The following is a 25,903-nucleotide window of genomic DNA, read 5'->3' as shown; positions in this document are numbered from 1 at the left end:
GACATGACCGACCACGCTTCCCCACGCCTCGACGGACAAGGCCTTGCCGCGCTGGAAACCCGCCTGACCGAGGATCTGGCCTTTCTGTGCCAGCCCGGAAAATCATGGGTGCCCCCGCGCGAGGTGGACGGAGAGCCGGTGCAGGATGTGGTCATCATCGGCGGCGGCATGTGCGGGCTGGTGGCATGGCTGGCGCTGCGGGCGGGGGGCATGACCAACCTGCGCATCCTTGACCGCAGCCCGGCAGGGCGCGAGGGGCCGTGGCTCAACTATGCCCGCATGGTGACGCTGCGCTCGCCCAAGACCCTGACCGGCCCCGCCTTCGGCATCGGCGCGCTGACCTTTCAGGCGTGGTTCCGCGCGCAGTTCGGCGCCGAAGCGTGGGACAAGCTGGACAAGATCCCGCGCCCGCAATGGATGGACTATCTGCGCTGGTATCGCCGCGCGCTGAACGTGCCGGTGGAAAACGGCGTCAGCGTCGACCGGGTGGAACCCGAAGGCGACTATCTGCGCCTGCATCTGTCGGGCGCGCCCGAAGCGTCGATCCTGACCCGCAAGCTGGTCTCTGCCACCGGGCGGGATGGCACCGGCAAGCCCAACATCCCGGGCTTCATGGCGGGCGTGTCCAGCAAGCTTTGGGCGCATAGCGCCGATGACATCGATTTTGCGGCGCTGAAGGGCCGCAAGGTGGCGGTGATCGGGGTCGGCGCCTCTGCCGTGGACAATTCCGCCGAGGCGCTGGAGCATGGCGCAGCCGAAGTGCGCCACCTGATCCGCCGCCCGGAAATGCCCACCATCAACAAGATGATGGGCATCGGCTCTTTCGGTTTCACCGCAGGGTATGCCGATCTGCCCGATGAATGGCGCTGGCGCTTCATGAATTACAGCTTCGCCACCCAGACGCCGCCGCCGCATGGATCCACCCTGCGCGTCAGCCGCCACCCCAACGCGCATTTCCATTTCGGCAAGGCCACCACGCGGGTGGAGGATCTGGGCGACCGGCTGCGCCTGCATTTTGCCGATGGCAGCAGCTATACGGCGGATTTCCTGATCCTTGGCACCGGCTTTGCCACCGATCCGATGATGCGGGTGGAATTCGGGCAGGCGGCGGGGGACATCCAGCTTTGGGGCGATGTCTACACCCCGCCCGAGGCGGAGCGGAACGCCGATCTGGCGCGGTTTCCCTATCTCAACCCCGACTTCACCTTCCGGGAAAAGGCGCCGGGATCGGCACCGTGGCTGTCCAATGTCTATTGCTTCAACTACGGGGCGACCGCGAGCCTTGGCAAGGTCAGCGGCGACATTCCGGGCGTTTCCGAAGGCGCGGCATGGCTGGCGCGGGCGCTTGCGGCAAAACTTTACGCCGAGGATGTGGCCACTCACTGGCAAATCCTTCAGGATTACGCGGTGCCGGAACTGACCGGCGAGGAATGGCAGGCATCCGATCTGCCTGCAGATGAAAAGACCAAAGGACTTGTGGCATGAGCGGGATCTGGACCCTGACCAGCGTGGCGGAGGCGGGCGTATCTGAAAGCGGCCCGGTGGCGGAGGCGGTGACCCTGCGCGCCAACATCATGGAGATGACGCAGGCCGCCGAAGAGGCGGTGCTGGCGCCCGCCGATTGCGGTGCATGGCCCGCCGACCTGCGCGCGGCGCTGGCCGCCCGCATCGCCCGGCTGAACGGTGAAGAACAGGTGGCGCAGCGCTATGCGGCCCGCCAGCGGGGGCAGGAGTATGCCGCGCTCGCCGATCCGTCGGAGGATGGCACCAGCCTTGGCCTGCTGAGCGTGGTGAGCTTCATGGATGCCGTGGCCAGCACGCCGCGCGACATCGCCGCCGAAGACATCTCGGCGCTGCTGACGGCGGGGATCGCGGATGCCGACATCGTGCGCCTGTGCGAACTCAATGCCTTTCTGGCCTATCAGCTGCGGCTGATCGCCGGGCTGCGCCTGATGACGGAGGCCGCCGCATGAGCCGGATCATCCACAAGTTCACCCGCAACGTCCCCGACTGGCAGCCCCGCGTCACCCCGGTGAAGCTGGACGAGGCGACGCCTGAGCAGCTGGAGGCGCTGCAGGTCACGCCCTCCAACACCAAGGTGTCGGATTATGTGCTGACGCTGGCGCATGACGTGGAAAGCCTGAAGGTGCGCTCGCCGCTTTTCAACGGGATCATGTATGACAAGGGCGGCCTGTCGCGGGCGGAGCGGGAAATTGGCGCGCTTGGCGCCTCCATCGTCAACCGCTGCATCTATTGCGCGGCTGTCCATGCCTCGCGCCATGCGCAGCTGACCAAGGACACCACCGTCACCGACGAGCTGTTCGCGCGCGGCGAGGAGGCGGATCTGGGCCCGCGCGACCGCGCCATCTTTGACTTTGCGCGCAAGCTGTCGGCGGCGCCCTCCGAAGCGGGGCCCGAGGACATGGCCGCGCTGAAGGCGGCGGGACTGGACGAGGCAGAGGTGCTGGATCTGATCCTGTCCACGGCGCTTTTCGGCTGGGCGAACCGGCTGATGCATGTTCTGGGGGATCCGGTTCGCAAAGAGGTGACAGCATGACCAAGATCGGAATCGCAGGCGCAGGCAGCATCGCCTTTGGCACGGCAGCGCTTTTGTGCCATCGCGGCCACGAGGTGGCGCTGTGGTCGCCTTCGGGTCAGGGCACCACGGGCCTTGGCGAGGGGCTGACCGCCACCGGCGCGCTGGAGGGCGTGTTTCACCCGACCGTCGCCGACAGCGCGCAGGCGCTGTGTGATGGCGCCGAGGTGCTGCTGATCGCCGTGCCCGCCTATGGCCACAAGGCGGTGATCGACGCGCTGGCGCCGCATCTGGCGGAGGGACAGCAGGTCATCATTTCCTCCCATGCCTCCTTTGGCGCGGTCTATCTGGCCGAGGCTCTGGCGGCGCGGGGGCTGTCGCTGCCGATCACCGCATGGGGCACCACCGCGCTGACCGGGCGGCGCACCGGCCCGGGCGCGGTCAGTGTCAACACCATCCGTGCGCGTATCGACATGGCGACGGTGCCCGACAGCGCGCAGCCGCAGGCGCTGGAACTGCAGCAGGCGCTGTTTGGGGACGTGTTCGCGGCGCGCGACGGGCTTCTGGCCATCGCGCTGTCCAACCTCAACCCGCAGAACCATATGGGCATCGCCCTTGGCAACATGACCCGGATGGAACATGGCGAGACCTGGAGCCAGTCGGGCAACGTGACCCCCAATGTGGGCCGCCTGATGGAAGAGCTGGATGCCGAACGGCTGGCCATCGCCGAAACGCTGGGGCTGAAGGTCAAGTCGATCTTCGAGCATTACCAGCAGTCCTACCATGTGCCTGTCGCCTCCATCGCCGAGATGAATGCCGAACTGCATGCGCGCGGCACCGGGGGGCAGGGGCCCGCCACCGCCGACAGCCGCTATGTCACCGAGGACGTGCCCTATGGCCTGTTGCCCACCGTGGTGCTGGGCCAGCTTGCGGGCCATCCCGCCCGGCTGCATGATGCGGGCGTGGCAATTTTCTCGGCCATGTATGGCCGCGATTTTGCACAGGAAAACGAGCTGCTGACCGCGCTGGATCTGACCGCGCGCAGCCTTGACGACCTGCGCATCGCCTCGCGCAGCGGGCGGTTCCCCGCCCCCGCGCAGGCCTGACCCCTACGCCCCGGCCCGAGGGCCGGGGCAGCATTGCCAACCAAGACGGGCGATGACGCCCGCAACCCCGACAAGGAGACCCACATGTCGAAACTGATCCTCAACCGCCGCCGGTTCATGGGAACCGCCGCCGCCACCACCGGCCTGCTGGCCAGCCCGGTCTATCTGCGCCGTGCCCATGCTCAGGGCGGCGAGGTCAACATCTGGACCTATACCAACTTCATCCCCGACGATTTCCGCGAGCAGTTTCAGGACGAGACCGGCATCAAGGTCAATGTCCGGCTGGTGGATGACCAGGGCAAGCAGTTCAACCTGCTGGCCGCCGAGGCGCCGAACCCCACCGTGGACATCCTGACCGTGGCGGGCCACCGCTTCCTGCAGTTCATCGACAGCGAACTGCTGGCGCCGCTGGACACCGACCGGCTGACCAACTGGGGCACCATCAACCCGATCTATTCGGAAAGCGACTGGTCGACCATCAACGGCAGCAAATGGGGCGCGCCGATCCTGTCGGGCATGGAGGTGCTGGCCTACAACACCGAGATGGTCGACAAGTCCGAGACCACCAGCTGGGAGCCGTTCTTCTCCGACAAATACGCGGGCCAGACCGCCTATGTGCTGCAGGACATGATGTCCATCGTCATGCTGATGAAGGGCTATGACGGCAACATGGTGGAATATCTGAACGATCCCGAGGAAGCCGCCCGCATCGTGGCCGAGGCGCGCGATTTCCTGATCGAGAAGAAGCCGCTGGCGCGGAAATACTATGACGGCGGCTCTGAAGTGCAGCAGATGTTCATCAATCAGGACATCACCATGGCCTGCGCATGGAACGGCCCGATCGCGGCGCTGATGGCCGAAGGCTTCCCCGTGGGCATGACCATTCCCAAGGAAGGCAGCTACGGCTTTGTCTATACCTACAACATCGCGAACAACGCCCCCAATGCCGACAACGCCTATACCTTCCTGAATGCCGTGCTGGCCTCTCCGGAAGTGGGCGCCGCGATGACCCGCGCGTCGGGCTTCATCTCGACCTTCAAGGGCGCCGACGAATATCTTTCGGAGGCCGAGCGCGCCGCCACCTCCTTCCCCGAAGAGGAACTGGCGGGCATGCGGTTCTTCCGCTCGGAAGCCAACGAGCTGAAATACGGTCTTGTGGACCCGGCGGTCGAAGCCATCAAGGCGGCCTGAGCAGGGGCTGGTCCGGCGGCGGAACAGGGCCGCCGGACCAGCTGTGCCTGACCACGCAGAGAGGAAACGCAATGACTGATGACGCCGTGACGGCCGGGGCGAAGTCCCGCGCCGCGGCAGATAACGCAGGCAGCCCGCGCCCCGTCTGGGGCCGGCTGGTGAACTGGGGGCCGTACCGCGGGCTGATCTCGCTTCTTTTCGCCTCGCCACGGCGGCAGTTCGCGCTGCTGGCGCTGTTTCCGGTGATCTGGGTGCTGACGCAGCATCTTGGACCGATGCTGCAGATGCTGCAGGTCAGCCTGCTGGATGCCTATCCGGTGGCGCCGGGGCAGGAGACCAGCTTCACGCTGGACAATTACACGCGGTTCTTCCGTGAAAGCGTCTTTCAGACGCCGTTCCTGCGCACCCTGACCTATTCCGCCACGCTGACGCTGGTGACGCTGATCATCACCTATCCGGTGGCCTATTATCTGGCGCGCTACGTCAAGCGCGAAAACCAGCTGGCGCTGCTGCTGCTGCTGCTGGTGCCGTTCTGGACCGGCGAGATCGTGCGCACCTATGCCATCATGATCCTGCTGGGCAACAACGGCGCCGTGAACCTTGCGCTGCAGGCGGTGGGGCTGATCGAACGGCCGATCCCGTTCATGTATACCGGGTTTTCCGTCAGCCTTGGCCTGATCTACCTGACCGCGCTTTACATGCTGCTGCCGCTTTATTCCGCGCTGGAAAAGCTGCCGCGCAACCTGTCGGAAGCGGGCGCCGATCTGGGGGCGGGGGCATGGACGCGGTTCCGCCGCATCACCCTGCCGCTGACGCTGGAGGGCATCGGCTCGGGCTGCACGCTCGTTTTCCTGATCTCCACCGGCTATTACGGCACCCCGGTCCTGCTGGGCGGGCCCAACACCACGGTCTTTGCCGAAACCATCGCCGGGTTCTTCCACGCGGCGGGGGATGAATGGCCCACGGGGGCGGCCTTTGCCGTCATCATGTTCCTGACGGCGCTGGTGCTGACCGCGATCTTCACCCGCTTCATCGCAGCCCTGCGCAAGGGAGACAGCAAATGACCCGCAATGGCCGTGTCTGGCTTTCCGTCTTCTTCTGGGCCTTCGTGGTCTATCTTTTCGTGCCGCTGCTGCTGATGATCCTGATGGGGTTCAAGGACAGCAAGTTCATCGGCTTTCCCATCCGCAGCTGGACGCTGGACTGGTATCTGGGGGTCTTCGACAATGGCGAGGTGATCGCCACCTTCGGCTATTCGCTGTGGATCGCCGTGGCCTCCACGCTGATCTCCATCCTGATGGGCACGTGGCTGGCGCTGCTGCTGTCGGGGCGGCGCTTTGTCGGTCGTTTCGCGGTCTATGCGCTGACGCTGCTGCCCGCGCTGGTGCCGGGCATCATCTCGGCCATCGCCTTTCGCATCTATGCACGCCAGATCGGCATCGAACCCGGCATGGGCGCGATCATCTGGGCGCATGCGGTGCATAACGTGCCCTTCGTGGCGCTGGTGGTGATGGCGCGGCTGTCGACCCTGCCAAAAAGTCTGGGCGAGGCGGCGCGCGATCTAGGGGCCGATCCCTTGGTCACCTTCATGCGCGTGACGCTGCCCTATCTCAAGCCCGCGATCATCGGGGCGTCGATCTTCTGCCTGCTGCTCAGCTTCGACGACTTCGTGCGCTCCTTCTTCCTTGGCTCTTATGAACCCACGCTGCCGGTGCTGATCTTCGCCAAGCTGCGGTCGGGCATGTCGCCGGAAATCAACGCAATCTCCACCGTGGCGCTGATCCTGACCGCGGTGCTGGGGGTCTGGGCCGAACGGTCCAGCCGCCGGATGAACAGGGAAAACTGACCATGACCAGCGAACCGATCGTACGGCTTGAGGGCATCTCCAAGGCCTATGGCAAGGCGCAGGCGCTGCATCCGATGGATCTGACCATCGCGCCCGGCGAATTCGTCACCTTCCTTGGCCCCTCGGGCTGCGGCAAATCCACCACGCTGCGCATCCTTGGCGGGTTCGAAAAATCCGACACCGGGCGCATCATCCTTGACGGGCAGGATGTCACCGCGCAGCCGCCGGAAAAGCGCAAGGTCAACATGGTCTTTCAGGACTATGCGCTGTTTCCGCACATGACCGTGGCGCAGAACATCTCTTTCGGGCTGGAACTGAAGGGGCTGGGCAAGGCCGAGATCAAGCAGCGTCTGGACGAGGTGATGAGCTTTCTTGAGCTTGCCCCCTTCGCCACGCGCTATGCCTCGCAGCTGTCGGGCGGGCAGCGGCAGCGGGTGGCGCTGGCGCGCGCGCTTGCCCCCGATCCGGCGCTGCTGCTGCTGGACGAGCCGCTGGGCGCGCTGGACGCCAAGCTGCGCGGACAGGTGCAGATGGAACTGAAGGCGATCCAGCGCCGCACCGACAAGACCTTCCTCTTCGTGACCCATGATCAGGACGAGGCGCTGACCATGTCCGACCGCATCGTGGTGATGAATGGCGGGCGGATCGAACAGGACGGCACGCCGGAGGATCTGTATTTCCATCCGCAGACCCGCTTCGTGGCGGAGTTCATCGGCGCCACCAACCTGATCGACGGCACGGTGCGCGGGCTGGACGGTGCCGCGCAGGAGGTGGTGCTGGACTGGCGCGGGATCGAACTGCGCGGTCAGGCCCCCGCAGGCGCGCCGCAGACCGGGCAGGAGGTCAGCGCCTCGCTGCGGCTGGAAAAGATCGCGCTGGGGGCAGAGCGTCCCGCCACCCGCAACGCCGTGATGGGCCGCATCGTGGAAAAGACCTTCCTCGGCAGCCGGGTCGCGGTCAACATCGTGGTCCCCGAGGCAGGCGACGCCCTGCTGCGCGCCTATGCCGACAGCGACGTCACCGCCCGCCTCGGCGACGCGCCGGTCTGGCTGGGCTGGGACAGCCACGCCCTGTCCGTGCTGCGCCACTGAGAGATCTCTGCAAGGACGCAAAAAGGGGCGGCCCACAGGGTCCGCCCCTTTTTTGTGGGCAGAGTGGGTCTGGAGGGGAGGTAGTGGCGGCTGGGAGGTCCATATTAAACAATGCTGCTAAATGCGTGTATGTCAGCTTACCGTAGATCCAACGTAACGAACGTTGACGGGGGTTTCGTAGACATGTCACCATATCGACTTCTTAGGCTCGCAATAGTATCGCTCACGTTAGTCCCAGGTGTCGTGCGCGCCGACGATGATGCCGCCGCAAAGTATCGTAACTATCTGCCCGATCAGCTTCTCGCATTACCCGAGGATGAACGAAGCAGTTCAGTCCCGATGATGTTCAGTGGCGCTGCCAACCTCGCGACATCGCCCGCAGGCGATCTCGTCATGCAGGCCAACTTGAACACACTGATGTATGATGGGTTTGCTGACTACGACGGTGCAAAGCGGGCCTTTCAGGCGGACTTGGGCGAAGAGGCTACGGGCAAGCTGACGGTGTGGCAGATTCATTCGCTCGGATACCGCGCATCGCGTGTGAACATGACCAGCGTCAGCTTTTTTCCATTCGACTTCGGCGGAACGATGTCCGAGAACGTGGCTTTCGTGAAAGGCACGCTGGAAATCATCGACGAGAAGATCGCCTATCCGATCAATCACGTCGATATCAAATGTCGTCGCAACGAAGGCACGTGCGAGTACCGCCAAATCGCGTTGACGCTGCCTGACGAGAACTCATGGGTTCAGTCTTACTATGTCGGCGAAATCGCGGATGAGATCTATCGGATTACCCGATGGGAAGGGCAACTCATCGATGCCGTTCCTTTGAACAATAGCGCGTGCCGGACCAATCAGCTCATTCTCAACTTCGAGACGCAAGAATTCTTCGAGGTTGCGCGGAACAACACGGCGGGAGACTGCGAAACCATGCTTGGCATGACACTTCCACGCCTGGAAAAGCCGCGTGTGTCGAGGATTGTGGACGGGCGCGAAATCATCAGTGCTGAGTTCAGGGCGATCAGCGAAGAAACACTTACGTTCTATTCGAGTTCGTTCGGTCGTCGGGTCGAGGAATTTGTCTCCCAAGAAAGAGAAAACTAGGCCGTCATAGTTCACTACGGCGGATTTTATGCCGGCAAACTGCGACGGCAGTTCCGCCCGCTTAGCGGACATGCGAGGCAGCTCTCTGAGATTGTCTGTCAACTTGCGCTAAAGCGAATACAGACCACCTCTACACCCAGACATGCAAAGGGGCGGCCCGGTGGGCCGCCCCTTCAGTCTGTGGCGGAGGGGTCAGACCAAACCTTCGGCCTGCACCCAGTCCCAGCCGCGGTCGAGCGCGCGGCCGAGGCGGGCGAGGATCTTGTCGATGTCCTCGGAGGTCACGATCAGCGGCGGGCAGAGCGCCACGGTCTCGTAGACGTTGCGGCAGATCAGCCCCTCTTCGGCGGCGAATTTCGCCACCTGCGCCGACACCTTGCCTGCGGGGGTGAAGCTGGTGCGGGTGGCGCGGTCCTTGGCCAGTTCCAGCCCGGCGATGAGACCGACGCCGCGCACTTCGCCCACCAGCGGGTGATCGGCGAATTTGCGCAGGCCTTCCTGAAACTGCGGGGCAAGCCGGGCGGCATTGCCCATCAGATCCTTTTCCTCGATGATCTTGAGGTTTTCGAGCCCCACGGCGCAGGCGACGGGATGGCCCGAGCCGGTGAAGCCATGGCCGAAGGTGCCAAGCTTGGCGGTGTGATCGGCGATGGCGTTATAGACCTTGTCGTTCACGAGGATCGCCGCCAGCGGCATGTAGGACGAGGTGAGCTGTTTCGAGGTCACCATGATGTCCGGCGTGAAGCCGTATTTCTGGCAGCCGAAGGGCGTGCCAAGACGGCCAAAGCCGTTGATGACCTCGTCCGAGACCAGCAGGATGTCGTATTTTTCGCAAAGCGCGGTGATGCCGGCCCAGTAGCCTTCGGGCGGGGTCATCACGCCGCCCGCGCCCATCACCGGCTCGCCGATGAAGGCCGCGATGGTTTCGGGACCTTCTTCAAGGATCACGTCCTCGGCTTCCTTCAGCAGGCGCGCGGTGAACTCGGCCTCGGTTTCGCCGTCATGGGCCCATTTCCAGTGATGCGGGCAGGTCAGGTGACGCACCGGGATGGCGGGCAGGTCGAAATCGGTGTGGTTGGCGGGCAGGCCGGTCAGCGAGCCCGAGGCGATGGTAATGCCGTGATAGCCCTTGGTCCGGGCGAGGAATTTCTTCTTCTCGGGCCGACCCAGCGCGTTGTTCAGGAACCACACCATCTTGACCACGGTGTCGTTCGCCTCGGATCCCGAATTGGTGAAGAACACGCGGTTCAGGCCTTCGGGCGACATCTCCACCAGCTTTTCCGCCAGACGGATCGACGGCTCATGCGCCTTGTGGGCGAAGCTGTGGTAATAGGGCAGGGCCATCATCTGCTTGGTGGCGGCATCGACGAGGCGCTGTTCGGAAAAGCCCACGGCCACGGACCAGAGCCCGGCCAGACCTTCGATATATTCCTTGCCCTCGGAATCGTAGACATGCACGCCGTCGCCGCGGGTGATGATCATCGGTCCCTGGCTCTCATGCGCGCGCATGTTGGTGTAGGGATGCATGCTGTGGGCGATGTCCGAGGCATGCAGCGAGTTGGGAATCTTGTTCATCACGTCACTCCGAATGGGTTGGCCGCGGGATCACGCCGCGCCTGTGTCCTTGCCGAGAAAGCCCCCGAGAAAGGAGGCCAGCGAGGTGGAAAGGTCCGGCGACAGATAGCCGCCTTCCTGCACGATCACGACGGGATACCCCGCCGCGGCGATCCGGCGCCCCGCTTCGGCAAAACCATCGAAGGAGACCTTCATGCCGTCAAGGGGGTCGTTTTCATGGGCGTCGAGCCCGAGGCTGAGCACAAGCGCCTCCGGAGCATAGTCGGAGATGCGTTCCAGCGCCCTGTCGAGCGCCTGAAGCCAGCCCGCATCGCGGGTGCTGCGCGGCAGCGGCAGGTTCAGATTGTATCCCGTCCCGGCGCCTGTGCCCGTTTCATGGGCATAGCCGGTGAAGAACGGGTAATAGTCATGGGTTTCCGCATGCATGGACACGGTCAGCACGTCGGCGCGGTCATAGAAGATGTCCTGCGTGCCGTTGCCGTGATGCACGTCGATGTCCAGAATGGCGATGCGGTCGTGATGCTGGCGCAGTTCGGCGGCGGCGATGGCCGAGACATTGAGCAGGCAGTGCCCGCCCGCCGCGTCGGCGGTGGTGTGATGGCCCGGCGGACGGCAGAGCGCATAGGCGGCGGGCGCGCCCTCCGCCACGGCGCGGGCGGCGGCCACGCCGCAGTCGGCGGCGCGGCGGGTGGCGGTCCAGCTTTCGGGGCCGATGGGGGCCGACGTGTCGGACATGTGCCAGCCCGCGCGGGCGGTCACCGCCTCGGGATAGCTGGCATAGGGGACGCGCGGAAAGGCGTTCGGCACCACTTCGGGCCCGGCATTGGGCAGCTTCTGCCACGCCTGCCAGCCGGTTTCCAGAAAGTCGAGAAAGCGGGCGGTGTGCACGGCTTCAAGCGCGGCACGCGGCGCCTCGGGCGGGGTTTCGGTGGTCAGGCCCAGACGGCCCAGCCCCTCCTGCAGCAGCGTGGCGCGTTCAGCCCGTTCGGCATTGGTCACGACGCGGCCATGGGTCAGGCGGAACTGCGGGTCATGCGCGCGGGTTTCGGGCGCGTAGAAGCATCGCATAGGGGAAAGACCTCCGGCAAGAAATGTCCCGAAGGCATAGCCCGCCCGTGGGGCCTTGTCGACCTTGGGCGGTCTGCCGCCACAGCTGAGGGCGCAGGGACACAGTCCGGCGCCGCATCTGCGGGCACCCTTTCCTTGACTTGGACCGGGCCCTAGATAGGCGGCATGAACCATGCTGTTCCCAGCTCCCTTGCCGCGCCGTCAGAGGCCGCAAGCCCGCAGGTGATGCCCGCCCCCGCCTTCACGGCGGAGGAGGTCGCGCGCCTGATCGCCTGTCCGTCCTGCGACGCGCTGCATGAGGAGCAGGATCTGAACAATGGCGAGGTGGCGCGCTGCGTGCGCTGTCACGGCCTTTTGGAGGCACCGCGCCGCTCGGCGATGACGCGGATCATCATGCTGGCGCTGGCGGCGCTGATCCTGATGGTGGCGGCGATCTTCTTTCCGTTTCTGGAGCTGAGTGCGGCGGGGCTGATGCAGCGCAGTTCGCTCTTGGACACGGTGCTGGCCTTTTCCAGCGGCATGACCGCGCCGCTGACGCTGGCCATGGCGGCGCTGATCGTGGTGCTGCCGGTGCTGCGTTTCGTGCTGCTGGTCTATGTGCTGGGTCCCATGGCCATCGGCTGGGCGCCCGCGCGTTATGCCCGCCCGGCCTTCCGCGTGGCCGAGGCGCTGCGGCCATGGGCCATGGCCGAGGTGTTCATCGTCGGCGTGGCGGTGGCGCTGGTCAAGGTGGCGGGGCTTGCGCATCTGTCGATCGGGCCCGCGTTCTGGGCCTTTGTGGCGCTGGTGCTGGTGACCGTCCTCAAGGACAATTTTATGTGCAGGGTGAGTGTATGGAAAACGCTGGAAGCGCGCCGCCGGTCCTGACGGCGCGCCGCGCCGGGGTTCTGGGCTGCGCGCAATGCGGCAAGGTGCATCTGCCCGGACCGGAGCGCTGCGCGCGCTGCGGATCGGTGCTGGAAAGCCGGGACCATACCTCGCTGCAGCGGGTCTGGGGCTGGATGATCGCGGGGCTCGTCGTCTATGTGCCTGCCAATGTCTATCCGATGCTGCGCACCTCTATGCTGGGCAAGACCACCGACAGCACCATTCTGGGCGGCGTGGTGGATCTGATCCATCACGGCAGCATCGGCATCGCGATCATCGTCTTTGTCGCCTCCATCGTCATTCCCGTCGCGAAATTCATCGCCATCGCCTATCTGGCGCTCAGCGTCACGCATCGCCTGCGTCTGTCGCCCGGCAAACGCCAGCATCTTTATGAAGTGGTGGAATTTATCGGCCGCTGGTCGATGATCGACGTGTTTGTCGTGGCGATCCTGTCATCTCTGGTGCGGCTGGATTTTGCCGCCACCATCAATCCCGGCATCGCGGCGGTCAGCTTCGCCCTGTCGGTGGCCTTTACCATGCTGTCGGCCCTGAGCTTTGACTCGCGGCTGATCTGGGACGCGAGTGAGGAAGAAGACGCATGACTGATCCAAGACCGGCCACGCCGGAGGTAAGCGGCCCGCGCCGGTCGATCTGGCGCAACCTGTCGCTGGTCTGGCTGGTGCCGCTGGCCGCGCTGCTGGTGACGCTGGGCATCGCCTGGCAGACCTGGGCCGAGCGTGGCACCCGGATCGAGATCACCTTCGAAAATGCCGCAGGCGTCACCCCCGAGGAAACCACCATCCGGTTCCGGGACGTGATCGTCGGCATGGTCGAGGATGTGACCTTTGCCGAGGATCTGGCCACGGTGGTGATCGGGGCGCGGGTGGATGCCAATGTGGCGGAATCCCTGCCCGAGAATGCGCAGTTCTGGGTCGTGCGCCCCGAAGTGTCGACCTCCGGCATCACCGGCCTGTCGACCGTGCTGTCCGGCGTCTATATCGAGGCGGCGTTCCGCCCCGAACAGGGCGGCAGCGCGCAGAATTTCCGTGGGCTGGACGAAACCCCGCTGGTGCGGCCCGGCATGGACGGCACCCGCATCACCATCCGCGCCGACGAGGGCACGCAGTTCAGCGCCGGGGCGCCGATCTTCCTGCAGGGCATCGAGGTGGGGCAGATCGAAACGCCGCGCCTGCTGGAGCGGGGCAATGGCGTGATCGTCGACGCCTTCATTCAGGCGCCCTATGACCGGCGCATCACCACCGCCACGCGGTTCTGGAACATCTCCGGCTTCTCAGTCAATTTTGGCCCCGGCGGGCTGGATCTGTCGGTCAATTCCATCGCCTCGCTGATCCGGGGCGGGCTTGCCTTCGACACGGTGGTGTCGGGCGGCCAGCCGGTGCAGCAGGGCTATGCCTTTGATCTTTACGAGAACGAGGAAGCCGCCCGCGACAGCCTGTTTTCGGAAACCATCGCCAATGCGGTGGAGCTGACCACCGAATTCGACGAAAGCGTGCGCGGGCTGGAGGTGGGATCCTCCGTCACCTTTCAGGGCCTGCGCGTGGGCCGCGTGACCGATCTGGGCGCCTTCATCGAAGACACCGCCGACGGGCAGGAGGTGCGGCTGCGCGCCACCCTGTCCATCGATCCCCGCGCGCTGGGGCTTGACGAGGAATCGCCGCAGGCCGACACCATCGCCTTCCTCTCCGAAGCGGTGCAGGATGGCCTGCGCGCGCGGCTTGCGGCGCAGAGCCTCTTCAACCAGTCGCTGGTGGTGGAACTGGTGGAAATCCCCGATGCCGAACCCGCCACCTTCGGCATCTTCGCGCAGGACGCGCCGCTGCTGCCCTCGGTGCCGTCGGATCTGCCCGATGTGACGGCCACCGCCGAAGGGCTGTTCCAGCGCATCAACGACCTGCCGGTCGAGGAACTGCTGGATCAGGCCATCGACACCCTTGCGGCGGTCGAAAACCTTGCCGACAGCGACGGGCTGCGCACCGCCCCCGACGCGCTGGTGGGGCTGGTCAATGACGCGCGCGGCCTGATCGGCGGCGAGGCGGCGCAGGCCCTGCCAGAGGAGCTGCGCGCCACCGTCGCCGAACTGCGCGGCGTGGTCGAAGACCTGCGCGCCGCCGATGCGGTGGGCCAGCTGGTCGCGGCGCTGGAGGCGGCAGAGGAAGCCGCCGATGACGTGGCGGGGGTGACCACCGAATTCGAGGGCGTGACCGAAGGCGTGCCCGCCCTGATCGAAGAACTGCGCGCGCTGACCCAGAAGGCCAACACGCTGGATCTCGAAGGCTTCGTGGCCTCGGCAGGCAGCTTCCTTGACGGCGCCAACCGTCTGGTCGACCAGCCCAGCACCCGGGCGCTGCCCGCCGATGTCTCCGCCCTGCTGGACGAAGCGCGACAGGCGCTGGAGGAGCTGCGCGCAGGCGGCGTGGTGGAAAACGCCAATGCCACGCTGGCCTCGGCCCGCGATGCCGCAGCCGCGGTCGAAGAGGCGGCGGTGACCCTGCCGCAGCTGTCGGCCCGGATCGAACAGCTGCTAGGCGAGACCGAAACGGTCATCACCGGCTACAGCGCCAATTCCAGCTTCAACCGGGAAACCGTGGCCGCCCTGCGCGAGGTGCGCAGCGCCGCCGAGGCGCTGACCCGCCTTGCCCGCCAGATCGAACGCAACCCCAACTCGCTTCTGTTCGGACGCTGAGAGGAGACACCCATGTTCCCCAAGACCCTGACCTTCATGGTGCCGCTGCTGCTGGCTGCGGCCTGCGCCAGCCCCGAACAGCGCTTCCGCATCGAGCCCGCGCCGGTGGAGCAGACCCGGCGCATCGCGGTCGGCACGCTGGAGGTGCGCGACGTGTCGCTGCCGACCTATGCCGAGGCTTCGGAAATCCTCATCGAAGGCGCCGATGGCGCGCTGACCCCCGCCGAAAACGCGCTCTGGGCCGATGATCCGCGCCGCGCCGTGTCGCTGGCGCTGGCCGACCGGCTGGGCCGGATCACCGGGGCCACCGTCGCTTCCGAACCATGGCCGCTGGAAGAACCCGCACAGGCGGCGGTGCATGTGCGCGTGTCGGAAATGGTGGCGCGCGCAAACGGCACCTTCGAACTGGGCGGGCAATATGCGCTTTCCTCCTTCGACCGGGTGATCCGCGAACGGGTGCAGCGCTTCGCGATCACGGTGCCGCTGCGCGCGGCCTCCCCCGCAGGCATCGCGGCGGCCACCGGCACCGCCGTCTCGCAGCTCGCCGACACCATCGCTGCGGATCTCGCGCGCTAGGGCAGGGGGCACAGCCGCCGCGGCCCGGGGCCCTCCGGCCCGCGGCAGGCTTCTTCTTGGCACAAATATCCCGGGGGAGTCCCCCGCAGGGGGACGGGGGCAGCGCCCCCGGCTCCCCCACCTCCCGGCGCCCCGCGCGGGCAGGGGCCGCACAGCCGCCCTTTCCGCTTGGGGCCGATGCGTCCCTCACCCTGCCGTTGCACTTGGCCGCCGCTTGGGCTTTATGTCCCGCCATGGTCCTGTCTCTCCCGCCGCCGCGCCTGATCGCCACCACCGCAGCCCTGCTGGCTGCGGGCGGGGTTGGCGGCTGGCTCGCGCAGCTGGCGCATCTGCCGATGCCCTACATGCTGGGCAGCCTCTTCACCTCCGGGCTGGCGGTGCTGCTGTTCCAGAACTCGGCGCTGGCGGGCTATGCCTATCCGCTGCGCTTCCGCACCTTCTTCATCGGGCTGATCGGGGTGATGATCGGCACGCAGGTCACGCCCGAGATTCTGGCGCTGGCCCCCGATCTGCCGCTGACCTTGGGCGCGCTGGTGGGCTTCGTGCTGCTGGCCCATGCGGGCAATTTCCTGATCTTCCGCCATCTCGGCGGCTATGGCCGCGCCACCGCCTTTTACGCGGGCACGCCCGGCGGGCTGATGGAAAGCCTCGTGCTGGGGGAAAAGGCCGGGGCCGACCTGCGCCTGCTGACCGCGCAGCAGTTCCTGCGCATCATCCTTGTCATCACCTTCCTGCCCGCCGCGCTGTCGCTCTGGGTCGGGCATCCGGTGGGCAGCGCCGCCGGGCCTTCGGTCATCGACACGGCACCCGTGCCGCTTGCGGCGCTCTGGCCGATCGCGGCGGTGGCGGTGGCGGGGCTGGTCATCGCCCATTACATCCGCCTGCCTGCCGGACAGATCACCGGCCCGCTGCTGCTGTCGGCGGGGCTGACGCTGGGCGGCGGGGTGGATCTGCATCTGCCCTACTGGCTGATCGCCACGGCGCAGGTGGTGGTGGGCGCCTCGCTGGGCATCCGTTTCAACGGCATGACCCCGGCAATGCTGCGCCGCTCGCTGGCGCTCAGCGCCGTCTCGGTGCTGTTCATGCTGGCGCTTGGCGGCGCCTTCGCGCTGGGGCTCACCGCGCTGACCGGCATCCCCTTCCTGCATCTGATGATCGCCTATGCCCCCGGCGGCGTCACCGAAATGTCGATCATCGCGCTCAGCCTCGCCGCCAATCCGGCGCTGGTCAGCCTGCACCACGTGGTGCGCATCCTGCTGACCGTGGGCTTCATGGTGCTGGCCGAACGGCGGCTGCCGCTGGCCGAGGAACCGGCGGAGTAACTCAGCCCTGCTCCTCGGCGCGCGCGGCCAGATCGAGCCACTCCTCTTCCGCCGCCGCCAGCTTCTGCTGGCGCTCGGTCAGCGCCTCGGTGGCCTTGCGGAACTTCACCGGCTCGCGGGTGAAAAGCTGCGGATCGGACATCAGCTCTTCAAGCTTGCCGATCTCGGCGCCCAGCCGGTCGATCAGCCGGGGCAGTTCCTCCAGCCGGTGCTTGTCCTTGAAGCTCAGCCCCTTGGCGGCGGCTTTCGGCTTGGCCGCCGGGGCAGAGCCCCGCGCCTGCCGCGATCCGGACTTGCCCTTGGGCGCGTCCTCTTCCGCCATGCCCTCGGCCTTCTGGGCCTGATAGTCGCTCCAGCCCCCGGCATAGACCACGGCGCGGCCCTCGCCCTCCATGGCCACGGTGGTGGAGGCGACGCGGTCCAGAAAATCCCGGTCGTGGCTGATCAGCAGCACGGTGCCGTCATACTCGCCCAGCAGATCCTGCAGCAGATCCAGCGTTTCCACATCCAGATCGTTGGTCGGTTCGTCGAGCACCAGCAGGTTGCTTTCGCGCGCCATGATCCGCGCCAGCAGCAGCCGCGCCTTCTCGCCCCCCGACAGCGCCTTGACCGGAGCCCGCGCCTGCCGCTCGTCGAACAGGAATTCCTTCAGATAGCCCACCACATGCTTGGGCACGCCGCGCACCAGCACCTGATCGGCCTTGCCCGACACCCGCATGTCCGGATCCCCGGTCAGGCTTTCCCACAGCGTCATCTCGGGGTCGAGCTTGGCGCGGGTCTGGTCGAAAAGGGCAGGGACCAGATTGGTGCCCAGCCGGACATGGCCCGCATCGGGGGCCTCCTCGCCCATCAGCATGCGGATCAGCGTGGTCTTGCCCACGCCGTTCGGCCCGACAAAGGCGATGCGGTCGCCGCGCATCACCGTCAGCGAAAAATCGGTGACGATGGGCTTCTCGCCAAAGACCTTGGTCAGCCCTGTGGCCTCGATCACCTTCTTGCCCGAAGACGGCCCCGCCGCCAGATCCATCGCCGCCACGCCCTGACGGCGGATCTGGCCCGCGCGTTCGGCGCGCAGATCCTTCAGCGCGCGCAGACGGCCCTGATTGCGGGTGCGCCGGGCCGAAATCCCTTCCACGGCCCAGCGGGCCTCGGCCTTGATCTTGCGGTCAAGCTTGTGACGCGCGTCGTCTTCGTCGGCCCAGAGCTTGTCACGCCACGCCTCGAACCCGGCAAAGCCCTCTTCCTGCCGCCGCACCGCGCCCCGGTCGATCCAGAGCGTGGCCCGCGTCAGCACTTCCAGAAAGCGCCGGTCATGCGAGATCAGCACAAAGGCCTTGCGGGTGCTGCGCAGCTCCTGCTCCAGCCAGCCGATGGCGGTGATGTCAAGATGGTTGGTGGGCTCGTCCAGCAGCAGCACGTCCGGATCCTGCGCCATGAGCCGGGCCAGTGCCGCGCGCCGCCGTTCCCCGCCCGAGGCGGTGGCCACGGGCCGGTCGGGGTCAAAGCCCAGTCCTTCGCCCGCGCGCTCCACCAGATACATCTCCGCAGGGCCAAGCCCGGCTGCGGCGAACTCGCCCAGCGTCTCGAAGCCCGCAAGATCGGGATCCTGCTCCATATAGCCCACGCTGATCCCCGGCGGCACGACGCGGCTGCCGGTATCGGCCTCCACAAGGCCTGCCATGACCTTCATGAGCGTGGATTTGCCTGACCCGTTGCGCCCGACCAGCGCCACACGGTCGCCGGGCTGGACGTTGAGGGAAAGGCCTGAAAAGACCGGCTCGCCCCCGAAGGTCAGCGAGATGTCGGAAAGCTGAAGAAGCGGTGCCTGTGCCATGGCCCTGCGCTAGGGCCGCGCCGCGAAAAGGTCAAGCCTCTGCAGGCAGCCCCCGCCCCTGCGCTTCCAGAGCCCCCATCTTCCTTTTTGTCCGCCTGTGGCGGACGGGAGCAGAGCCCCCATCTTCCTTTCTGTCCGCCTGTGGCGGACGGGGGTAGAGCCCCCTTCATCCCGCCCCCTCAGTTCTGGTCGGCCAGAATCCGGCCATGGCGGCGGGTTTCCTCCAGCACCTGTCCGAAGGTGGTGATGCCGCGCGCCTCCAGCATGGGCAGCATGCGCACCAGCACTTCCGCCGTGGCGCGGGCATCGCCAAGGGCGGTGTGGCGCAGCGCGGGCGGGAGAGTGACCCCCAGCCGGTCGCAGAGCGCGTCGAGCGTATGCGGCTGGCCCGCGCCGAACAGCACCGCCGACAGCAGCACGGTGTCGAGGATCGGATTGTCCCAGACCACCCGCATGCGCGCCTGATGGCGGCGCAGGAAGGCCATGTCGAACGGCGCGTTATGGGCGACGATGACCGCGCCCCGGGCAAAGCCGTGAAACCGGCGCCCGGCCTCGGCGATGTCGGGCCTGCCGCGCACCATGGCATCGGTGACGCGGTGCACGCGGGTTGCGGCGGGCGGAATGGGCATCCCCGGATCGACCAGCAGATCCAGCACCTCGCCGGGGACGATGCGGCCATTGACCACGCGCACGGCGGCGATCTGCACCACCTCGTCCTTGTGCGGCAGAAGCCCGGTGGTTTCGGTGTCAAAGACCACATGCACCAGCCGCGACAGCGGGGTGTCCTCCAGCGCGGCGGGGGCGGGGGCGGTCAGCAGGTCGAAATCATAGACCAGCGGGCGTTCGGCTTCGGGCGCGATCTGCGCCTCCGCCCCGTCCACGGTCAAGAGGTAGCCGCCGCCGTCGAGGGGCCGCATCCGCGCGGCATAGCTCTGCCGTCCGTCGACCGAGGCCAGCACCAGCGCCACCTCGCGCCCGCTGCGATGCATGCGGCGGACCGCCTGCGCCACCGCTTCGGGGTCAAAATAATCCGACAGCGGCGCGTTGAGCCGGGGCACATGGATCTGCGCCAGCACCTCGGCGGCCTGCCCGTCATACAGCACGATCTGCCCGCCGGGGCCGACCATCATCATGGCCACCGGAATCTCGGTCAGCAGCGCGGTCAGCCGCGCCGTTTCGGCGGCGAGCCGTTCGGTTTCCACAGCGACCCGCTGCGCCGTGGCAAGGGTGCTGGCGCCAAGCTGCGCGCTGACCGCCTCGGCGGCGGGGGCAAGATCGCCCAGATAGCGCGCGGCATGGGTGTCCACCCGGCGGTCGACCCCGGCATGGGCGCGGGCGCGCATTTCCGCCGCGATCCGTTCGATGGGACGTGCGACGTTTTCGTCGAAAAGCAGCCAGATCCCGGCACAGAGCGCCAGCAGCCCCAGCACCGCCACGATGCCCGCAAAGGCAAAGCCGTTTTCCGGCGTGCTTGCCTGCGCCCGCGCCAGCCCCAGCCACAGCGCGGCCCCGATCAGCGCGCTGCCGCCAAGGGCGAGGGCCGCGAAGAACAGGAACACCCGCAGGCGCAGCGACAGCCGGGTCATGCGCCAGCCTCCTCGCAGACCGTCCGCAGGACCGGATCCTGCGCCCCCACCTCGCGCCAGACCGGCGCGCCGCCATCGCCGCCCATGGGATCGGCGCGGCGCCCGCCGGGGCAGTCCACCATCATCTGCACCACGCGCACCGGCTGCCAGCGCGCGAAGAAGTAAAGATCGGCCAGATACAGCCCCTCGGTCTGCTCGTTGGCGCGCAGGTTGCCGCCATCCACCGCGATGAACCGGTCCACCATGGGCACCACATGCGTCCATGGCCGCCACAGCGCGCGGGACTGGTGCACCTCGGCCACGGCGAAGCGGTCCGGCAGCGTGTCGCGGCTGCGCGGAAACCACGAATATTCCGCAGAGACCGAGGTGGCGATCATCGCGGCCCCGGCGCCCACCGGGATCAGCCAGCGCGGCAGCCGCCCCCCGCTCAGCCTGCTGACCAGCAAAAGCAGCCCCGCGCCGCCCGCACCCGCCACCAGCACCGCGATCAGTTCAAAAAACATGCCATCCCCCCTTTGGTCCTTCCTTGGCCGGGCCGGTCAGCCCAGCATGCCGCGTCCGTGCCCCAGCGCCGATTGCAGCGACTTTATGACCACGAAAGCGTCGCGCAGATGACTGCGTTCAAAATCCGACAGATCGGCGGGTGCAAGGTAATTGTCGGGTTTCGCCCCCTGCCGGACCCGCCCTGCCTGATGATCGAGCCGCGTTTCCGCAATCAGGTCATAGGCATCCAGCAGATCCTGCCCGCCGCTGACCGACAGCACGCCTGCTGCGCGCGCGGCTTCCAGCCGGGCGCGGGTGTTGACCTCGGGCAGTTGCGCCTGCAGCGCATAGACCCGGGCCAGATCCACCACCGGCACCACGCCGTTATGTTTCAGATCGACGGTGTTCTTGTGTTCGCCCGACCGGATCGTGGCAAGCCCGCGCAGCAGCCCCAAGGGCGGCGTGTGCTTCAGCGAATTGGCGATCATATGCGCGACAAAGATCGAGTTTTTCGAGGCCGCCGCCAGCGTTTCCTGCTGCAGGGTCTGAAACAGCGCGGTGGTGCCGCCGATGGGCCGCAGGTCGAACATGACCGAGGCAAGCATCTGCGCCTCGGGCGAGGGGCGGGTGATCCAGCCGCTGAAATACTGCCGCCAGACCGCGGCGCGCTGCCGCCAGCGCGGGTTGGTGGCCATCATCTCGCCGGGGCAGTAGACATAGCCCGCCTGATCCAGCCCGGCGCAGACGAAGGTGGCCAGCGCCTCGAAATAGGGCAGGTCGTCCTCGGTGGCGCGGTCGTCGAGGATCAGGCAGTTGTCCTGATCGGAAATTCCGGTCTGTTCCTGCCGCCCCTGACTGCCGCAGGCGAGCCACAGATAGGGCACGGGGGCAGGGCCCAGCTGCGCCTCGGCCAGTGCCAGCAGGCGGCGGGTGGCAGTGTCGGCCAGATCGGTGATCTGCCGCGTCACCACCTCGTGCCGGGTGCCGCTGCCCACCATCTGCGCCAGAAGCTGCGGGATGCGCGCGGTGATCTCGGCCATGCGCGCGGGCGTCTTGGCGCGGGCAAGGGCCGAGACCAGTTCGGCGGAGCTGATCGCCTGAAACCGGGTCAGGTCGGTCTGGCTGACGATGCCCACCAGCCTGCCGCCCTCGGTCACCGGCACATGGCTGATGCGGCGTTCCAGCATCATGTGCAGCACATCCGCCCCGATGGCCGAGGGTGGCAGCGTCACCGGATCGGGGGTCATGATGCGCGAGACCGGCGTGGTATAGGGCTGCGCCGCCGCCACCACCTTGCCCGAGATGTCGCGGATGGTCAGGATCCCCACCAGACGGTCCTGATCGGTCACGCAGAGCGAGGAGATGCGCGCGGCCCGCATCCGCGCCGCCGCCTCCTGCGCGGTGGTGTCGGGGGGCACGGTCAGGGGATCGCGCGCCATCAGATCCTCGACCCTCGTCGCGGCGAGATCGGGCCTGCGCGCCCGAGCCGCGCGCGAGCGGTCAAAGAAACGCCGCGCTGCGGCATGGTCGCGGATGAGGTCGCGGAAGGCATAGGCGGGCAGCAGCAGCAGGCTGCTGTCTTCGGTGGCGCGCGCCGAGGTGGCGGCGATGCCGTCGCGCAAGAGCCCGCGTTCGCCAAAGGAATTGCGCGGGCCAAGGATCGACACCGCCACGCCGTTTTCATCGCGGATTTCCACGGTGCCGCTATGGATCAGATAAAGCCCTTCCAGCGGGGTGCCATGGGCATAAATCTCTGATCCGGCGGCGACATGCTGGGTCAGAATCTGCGGCACCAGCACGTCCAGCGCGTCGCTGTCCAGCGTGTCATAGGGGTGAACCGAGCCGAGGAAGCGGCGAAGCTCGTCGGGGGATTGCGGCATGAGACGCTCCGGTGTTGGGCCCTTGAACAGAAAGCCCGCCCCGGCATAGCGCGGGGCGGGGCAGAAGCCTAGGGGGATGTGGGCACGGGATGTGCCCGCATCCGGGGTCAGTGATCCTGAGCCGCACCCGCGCCGCGCGGGACGCGCACGCTTTCCACCAGCTCCGCGATCTCCGCCGGGATCGGACGGGTCATGGAGGAGACGAGGAAGGCCACGCCGAAGTTCACCAGCGCGCCCACGGCCCCGAAGGAGGTGGACTTGATGCCGATGAACAGCGGATCGGCGTCGGTGAAGCTGTTGGTGTCAGGAATGAACATCCAGCCCTTGTGCAGGAAGATGTAGACCAGCGTCACGACGAAGCCCGACAGCATGCCCGCCACGGCGCCCTTGCTGTTCACCTTGGTGAAGATGCCCATCATCAGCGCCGGGAAGATCGAGGCGGCGGCAAGCCCGAAGGCGAGTGCCACGGTCTGCGCGGCAAAGCCCGGAGGGTTGAGCCCCAGCCATGTCGCCACCACGATGGACACCGCCATCGCGATCCGGGCCCAGAGCAGTTCGCCCTTTTCCGAGATCTGCGGCGCCAGCTGGCCCTTGATCAGGTCATGGCTGACCGCCGAGGAGATGGCGAGCAGCAGGCCTGCCGCAGTGGACAGCGCCGCCGCGAGACCGCCCGCCGCCACCAGACCGATGACCCAGCCCGGCAGGTTGGCGATTTCGGGGTTGGCGAGCACGAGGATGTCGTTGTTGAAGTTGGTCAGTTCGTTGCCCGACCAGCCTTCTGCGGTGGCCCGCTCCTGCATGGCCGCGCTCTTGTCGTTGTAATACTGGATGCGGCCGTCGCCGTTCTTGTCTTCCCAGCCCAGAAGGCCGGTCTGCTGCCACGTCGCCATCCAGTCATAGGCCGGATCGCTTTCGATCTGCTCCAGCGTCACCGCCTGACCGGCGGCCCCTTCGGGCCAGAACTGCTGCGTGATGTTGAGCCGGGCCATGGCGCCCACGGCGGGGGCGGTCAGGTAGAGCAGCGCGATGAAGACCAGCGCCCAGCCTGCCGACCAGCGGGCATCCGACACCTTGGGCACGGTGAAGAAGCGCATGATGACATGCGGCAGACCGGCGGTGCCGATCATCAGCGACAGGGTGAACAGCACCATGTTCAGCGTGTCGCCGTTATGGGCGGTGTATTCGCTGAAGCCCAGATCGCGCACGATCTGGTCGAGCTTGGCCAGCAGCGGCTCGCCCGAGGCGGTATCGGTGCCGAAAAGACCAAGCGGCGGCAGCGGGTTGCCGGTCAGCTGCAGCGAGATGAAGATCGCCGGGATGGTATAGGCGAAGATCAGCACGATATACTGCGCCACCTGCGTATAGGTCACGCCCTTCATGCCGCCGAACACCGCATAGGCGAACACGATCACCGCGCCGATCAGCAGGCCGGTGGTGCTGTCCACCTCGAGGAAGCGGCCAAAGGCCACGCCCACGCCGGTCATCTGCCCGATCACATAGGTGATGGAGGCGATGATCAGGCACAGCACCGCCACCATGCGCGCGGTGGGGCTGTAGAAGCGGTCGCCGATGAATTCCGACACGGTGAACTTGCCGAACTTGCGCAGATAGGGCGCCAGCAGCAGCGCCAGCAGCACGTAGCCGCCGGTCCAGCCCATCAGATAGGCCGAATTGTCATAGCCCACGAAGGCGATGAGGCCCGCCATGGACAGGAACGAAGCCGCCGACATCCAGTCCGCCGCGGTGGCCATGCCGTTGGTGACGGGGTGCACGCCGCGCCCGGCGGCGTAGAATTCGCTGGTGGAGCCCGCCCGGGCCCAGATCGCGATGCCGATATAGATGGCAAAGCTGGTGCCCACGAAGAGCAGGTTGATGGTAAACTGATCCATGGCGCCTTACTCCTCGTCCACGCCGTATTCTTTATCCAGCTTGTTCATCTTCCACGCGTAGAAGAAGATCAGCGCCAGAAAGACCAGGATGCTGCCCTGCTGGGCGAACCAGAAGCCCAGATCGGTGCCGCCCACCGCGATGCCCGACAGGGCCGGGCGCAGTATGATCCCGAAGCCGAAAGAGCATAGCGCCCAGATCACCAGACTGATCAGAATGATCCGGATATTGGCCTTCCAGTAGGCCTCTCCCGATTTATCCGCGGCCTGCGCGGATGGTGTCGTGTAACCCGCCATGGCGGTCCCTCCTCTCCTGTTAATTCTCTCCCCCCGACCCGGGACGGGTCAGGCGACGGCCCGGGCGACGATGGCGCCCAGCCCGGCCGCGATGTCCTCGATGGCGCCCATGGCATCGACCCGGCTCAGCGTGCCTTTCCGGTCGTAATAGCCGATCAGGGGCGCCGTCTGGGCGTGATAGGCCGCAAGGCGGCTTGCCACGGTTTCGGCGGTGTCATCGGCGCGCCGCTTCATCTCGGTGCCGCCGCAGATGTCGCAGAGGCCGGGCTGCTTCGGCTGCTTGAACTGGTCATGCCAGCCCTCGCCACAGGTCCCGCAGGTGTAGCGGCCGGAAATGCGCGCAACCATGGCGGCATCATCCACCTCAAGGCTGATGGCCGCGTCGATCTGCTGGCCGCTTTCGGCCAGAAGCGCGTCCAGCGCTTCGGCCTGCACGGTGGTGCGCGGGAAGCCGTCAAGGATGACCCCCTGCGCGCAGTCCGGTTCGGTCATGCGGTCGCGCAGGATGGCGATGACGATGTCGTCGGAGACGAGCCCGCCCGCCTCCATCACCGCGCGGGCCTGCTGTCCGGCAGGGGTGCCCCGGGCCACGGCAGCGCGCAGCAGATCGCCGGTCGACAGCTGCACAAGGCCGAAGCTCTGCTCCAGAATCCGCGCCTGCGTGCCCTTGCCGGCCCCGGGGGGGCCGAGCAGGATCAACACCGGTGCCTTGGTGAGGGTCTGTCCATCCATGCGGTCAGCCCTTGTTCTGGCGGTTTTCGATGAGGTCATCGACGACGGCAGGATCGGCGAGGGTGGAGATGTCGCCGAGCGCGCCGAAGTCGTTTTCGGCGATCTTGCGCAGGATGCGGCGCATGATCTTGCCGGAGCGGGTCTTGGGCAGGCCGGGCGCCCACTGGATCAGGTCGGGGGAGGCGATGGGGCCGATTTCGGTCCGGACCCAGGCGCGCA

24 protein-coding genes are annotated in these 25,903 nt (G+C 66.7%); 14 read left to right on the top strand and 10 right to left on the bottom strand.

Annotation, left to right across the window (positions count from 1 at the left end):
* The first annotated feature begins 3 nt into the window (after positions 1-3).
* The 9 genes from VK682_RS20570 (at position 4) to VK682_RS20530 (ending at position 8,874) form a co-directional block, all read left to right on the top strand.
* Positions 4-1,485: an NAD(P)-binding domain-containing protein gene (locus VK682_RS20570; RefSeq protein WP_324782473.1), complete on the top strand. Its 1,482-nt coding sequence runs from the start codon at positions 4-6 to the stop codon at positions 1,483-1,485.
* Positions 1,482-1,973, top strand: a complete 492-nt coding sequence (locus tag VK682_RS20565; RefSeq protein WP_230797933.1) for a carboxymuconolactone decarboxylase family protein — start codon at positions 1,482-1,484, stop codon at positions 1,971-1,973. Before VK682_RS20570 ends, VK682_RS20565 begins: the two co-directional genes overlap by 4 nt.
* The gene (locus tag VK682_RS20560) at positions 1,970-2,557 is read left to right on the top strand and encodes a peroxidase-related enzyme (protein WP_089850360.1); all 588 of its coding nucleotides are present in this window, start codon (positions 1,970-1,972) and stop codon (positions 2,555-2,557) included. Before VK682_RS20565 ends, VK682_RS20560 begins: the two co-directional genes overlap by 4 nt.
* Positions 2,554-3,642, top strand: coding sequence for an NAD/NADP-dependent octopine/nopaline dehydrogenase family protein (locus VK682_RS20555; protein WP_230797932.1), 1,089 nt, complete (start codon positions 2,554-2,556; stop codon positions 3,640-3,642). The genes VK682_RS20560 and VK682_RS20555 overlap by 4 nt, the downstream gene beginning before the upstream one ends.
* Before the next feature lie 84 nt (positions 3,643-3,726).
* A complete protein-coding gene (locus tag VK682_RS20550; RefSeq protein ID WP_230797931.1) occupies positions 3,727-4,833 on the top strand; it encodes an ABC transporter substrate-binding protein in 1,107 nt (368 codons plus the stop codon).
* 71 nt (positions 4,834-4,904) lie between these two features.
* A complete protein-coding gene (locus tag VK682_RS20545; RefSeq protein ID WP_230797930.1) occupies positions 4,905-5,897 on the top strand; it encodes an ABC transporter permease in 993 nt (330 codons plus the stop codon).
* On the top strand, positions 5,894-6,679 hold the full coding sequence (locus VK682_RS20540) for an ABC transporter permease (protein WP_089850369.1): 786 nt from the start codon (positions 5,894-5,896) through the stop codon (positions 6,677-6,679). Before VK682_RS20545 ends, VK682_RS20540 begins: the two co-directional genes overlap by 4 nt.
* 2 nt (positions 6,680-6,681) lie before the next feature.
* Positions 6,682-7,770 (top strand): ABC transporter ATP-binding protein, encoded by a 1,089-nt coding sequence (locus tag VK682_RS20535; RefSeq protein ID WP_324782472.1) that lies wholly within the window; start codon positions 6,682-6,684, stop codon positions 7,768-7,770.
* 243 nt (positions 7,771-8,013) lie between these two features.
* Positions 8,014-8,874 (top strand): hypothetical protein, encoded by an 861-nt coding sequence (locus VK682_RS20530; protein WP_230797928.1) that lies wholly within the window; start codon positions 8,014-8,016, stop codon positions 8,872-8,874.
* Positions 8,875-9,066: 192 nt separating this feature from the next.
* Here the strand turns inward: VK682_RS20530 and VK682_RS20525 are convergent, their stop codons facing one another.
* Both VK682_RS20525 and VK682_RS20520 read right to left on the bottom strand, forming a co-directional pair.
* On the bottom strand, positions 9,067-10,449 hold the full coding sequence (locus VK682_RS20525) for an aspartate aminotransferase family protein (protein ID WP_089852274.1): 1,383 nt from the start codon (positions 10,447-10,449) through the stop codon (positions 9,067-9,069).
* A 30-nt stretch (positions 10,450-10,479) separates the two neighbouring features.
* Positions 10,480-11,517 (bottom strand): histone deacetylase family protein, encoded by a 1,038-nt coding sequence (locus VK682_RS20520; RefSeq protein WP_230797927.1) that lies wholly within the window; start codon positions 11,515-11,517, stop codon positions 10,480-10,482.
* A 225-nt stretch (positions 11,518-11,742) separates the two neighbouring features.
* On the opposite strand from VK682_RS20520, the gene VK682_RS20515 reads away from it, so the two are divergent.
* The 5 genes from VK682_RS20515 to VK682_RS20495 all read left to right on the top strand — a co-directional run bounded on the left by VK682_RS20515 (position 11,743) and on the right by VK682_RS20495 (position 16,986).
* On the top strand, positions 11,743-12,384 hold the full coding sequence (locus VK682_RS20515) for a paraquat-inducible protein A (protein ID WP_230797939.1): 642 nt from the start codon (positions 11,743-11,745) through the stop codon (positions 12,382-12,384).
* Positions 12,351-12,986: a paraquat-inducible protein A gene (locus VK682_RS20510; RefSeq protein WP_230797926.1), complete on the top strand. Its 636-nt coding sequence runs from the start codon at positions 12,351-12,353 to the stop codon at positions 12,984-12,986. Before VK682_RS20515 ends, VK682_RS20510 begins: the two co-directional genes overlap by 34 nt.
* On the top strand, positions 12,983-15,088 hold the full coding sequence (locus VK682_RS20505; RefSeq protein WP_089852267.1) for an MlaD family protein: 2,106 nt from the start codon (positions 12,983-12,985) through the stop codon (positions 15,086-15,088). The genes VK682_RS20510 and VK682_RS20505 overlap by 4 nt, the downstream gene beginning before the upstream one ends.
* A 12-nt stretch (positions 15,089-15,100) precedes the next feature.
* The gene (locus VK682_RS20500) at positions 15,101-15,664 is read left to right on the top strand and encodes a PqiC family protein (protein ID WP_230797925.1); all 564 of its coding nucleotides are present in this window, start codon (positions 15,101-15,103) and stop codon (positions 15,662-15,664) included.
* Positions 15,665-15,897: 233 nt separating this feature from the next.
* The gene (locus VK682_RS20495; protein WP_230797924.1) at positions 15,898-16,986 is read left to right on the top strand and encodes an AbrB family protein; all 1,089 of its coding nucleotides are present in this window, start codon (positions 15,898-15,900) and stop codon (positions 16,984-16,986) included.
* Position 16,987: 1 nt separating this feature from the next.
* Here the strand turns inward: VK682_RS20495 and VK682_RS20490 are convergent, their stop codons facing one another.
* From VK682_RS20490 to VK682_RS20455, 8 genes are all read right to left on the bottom strand, one after another.
* Positions 16,988-18,820 (bottom strand): ABC-F family ATP-binding cassette domain-containing protein, encoded by a 1,833-nt coding sequence (locus VK682_RS20490; protein ID WP_230797923.1) that lies wholly within the window; start codon positions 18,818-18,820, stop codon positions 16,988-16,990.
* A 179-nt stretch (positions 18,821-18,999) separates the two neighbouring features.
* Complete coding sequence (locus VK682_RS20485) at positions 19,000-20,406, bottom strand: 3'-5' exonuclease (RefSeq protein ID WP_230797922.1); 1,407 nt, start codon at positions 20,404-20,406, stop codon at positions 19,000-19,002.
* Positions 20,403-20,909, bottom strand: coding sequence for a hypothetical protein (locus VK682_RS20480; protein WP_089852259.1), 507 nt, complete (start codon positions 20,907-20,909; stop codon positions 20,403-20,405). The genes VK682_RS20485 and VK682_RS20480 overlap by 4 nt, the downstream gene beginning before the upstream one ends.
* A gap of 36 nt (positions 20,910-20,945) precedes the next feature.
* Positions 20,946-22,769 carry a DUF294 nucleotidyltransferase-like domain-containing protein gene (locus VK682_RS20475; protein ID WP_324782471.1) on the bottom strand — a complete coding sequence of 608 codons (1,824 nt, stop codon included), beginning with the start codon at positions 22,767-22,769 and terminating at the stop codon, positions 20,946-20,948.
* A 107-nt stretch (positions 22,770-22,876) separates the two neighbouring features.
* Positions 22,877-24,658 (bottom strand): sodium:solute symporter family protein, encoded by a 1,782-nt coding sequence (locus VK682_RS20470; protein ID WP_324782470.1) that lies wholly within the window; start codon positions 24,656-24,658, stop codon positions 22,877-22,879.
* A gap of 6 nt (positions 24,659-24,664) precedes the next feature.
* Positions 24,665-24,952, bottom strand: coding sequence for a DUF4212 domain-containing protein (locus VK682_RS20465; protein WP_089852253.1), 288 nt, complete (start codon positions 24,950-24,952; stop codon positions 24,665-24,667).
* Between the two features lie 48 nt (positions 24,953-25,000).
* Entirely contained in the window at positions 25,001-25,684 is a 684-nt protein-coding gene (locus VK682_RS20460; protein ID WP_324782468.1) for an adenylate kinase, read from the bottom strand.
* A gap of 4 nt (positions 25,685-25,688) precedes the next feature.
* Positions 25,689-25,903 (bottom strand): AMP-binding enzyme (locus VK682_RS20455; RefSeq protein ID WP_425262620.1); only part of this gene is annotated, 215 nt, incomplete at its 5' end.

The organism is Salipiger marinus (assembly GCF_035481585.1).
GTDB classification, from domain to species: domain Bacteria; phylum Pseudomonadota; class Alphaproteobacteria; order Rhodobacterales; family Rhodobacteraceae; genus Salipiger; species Salipiger marinus.
Note: the sequence above shows the minus strand (reverse complement) of the source record. Positions and strands in the feature narration are given on the sequence as shown.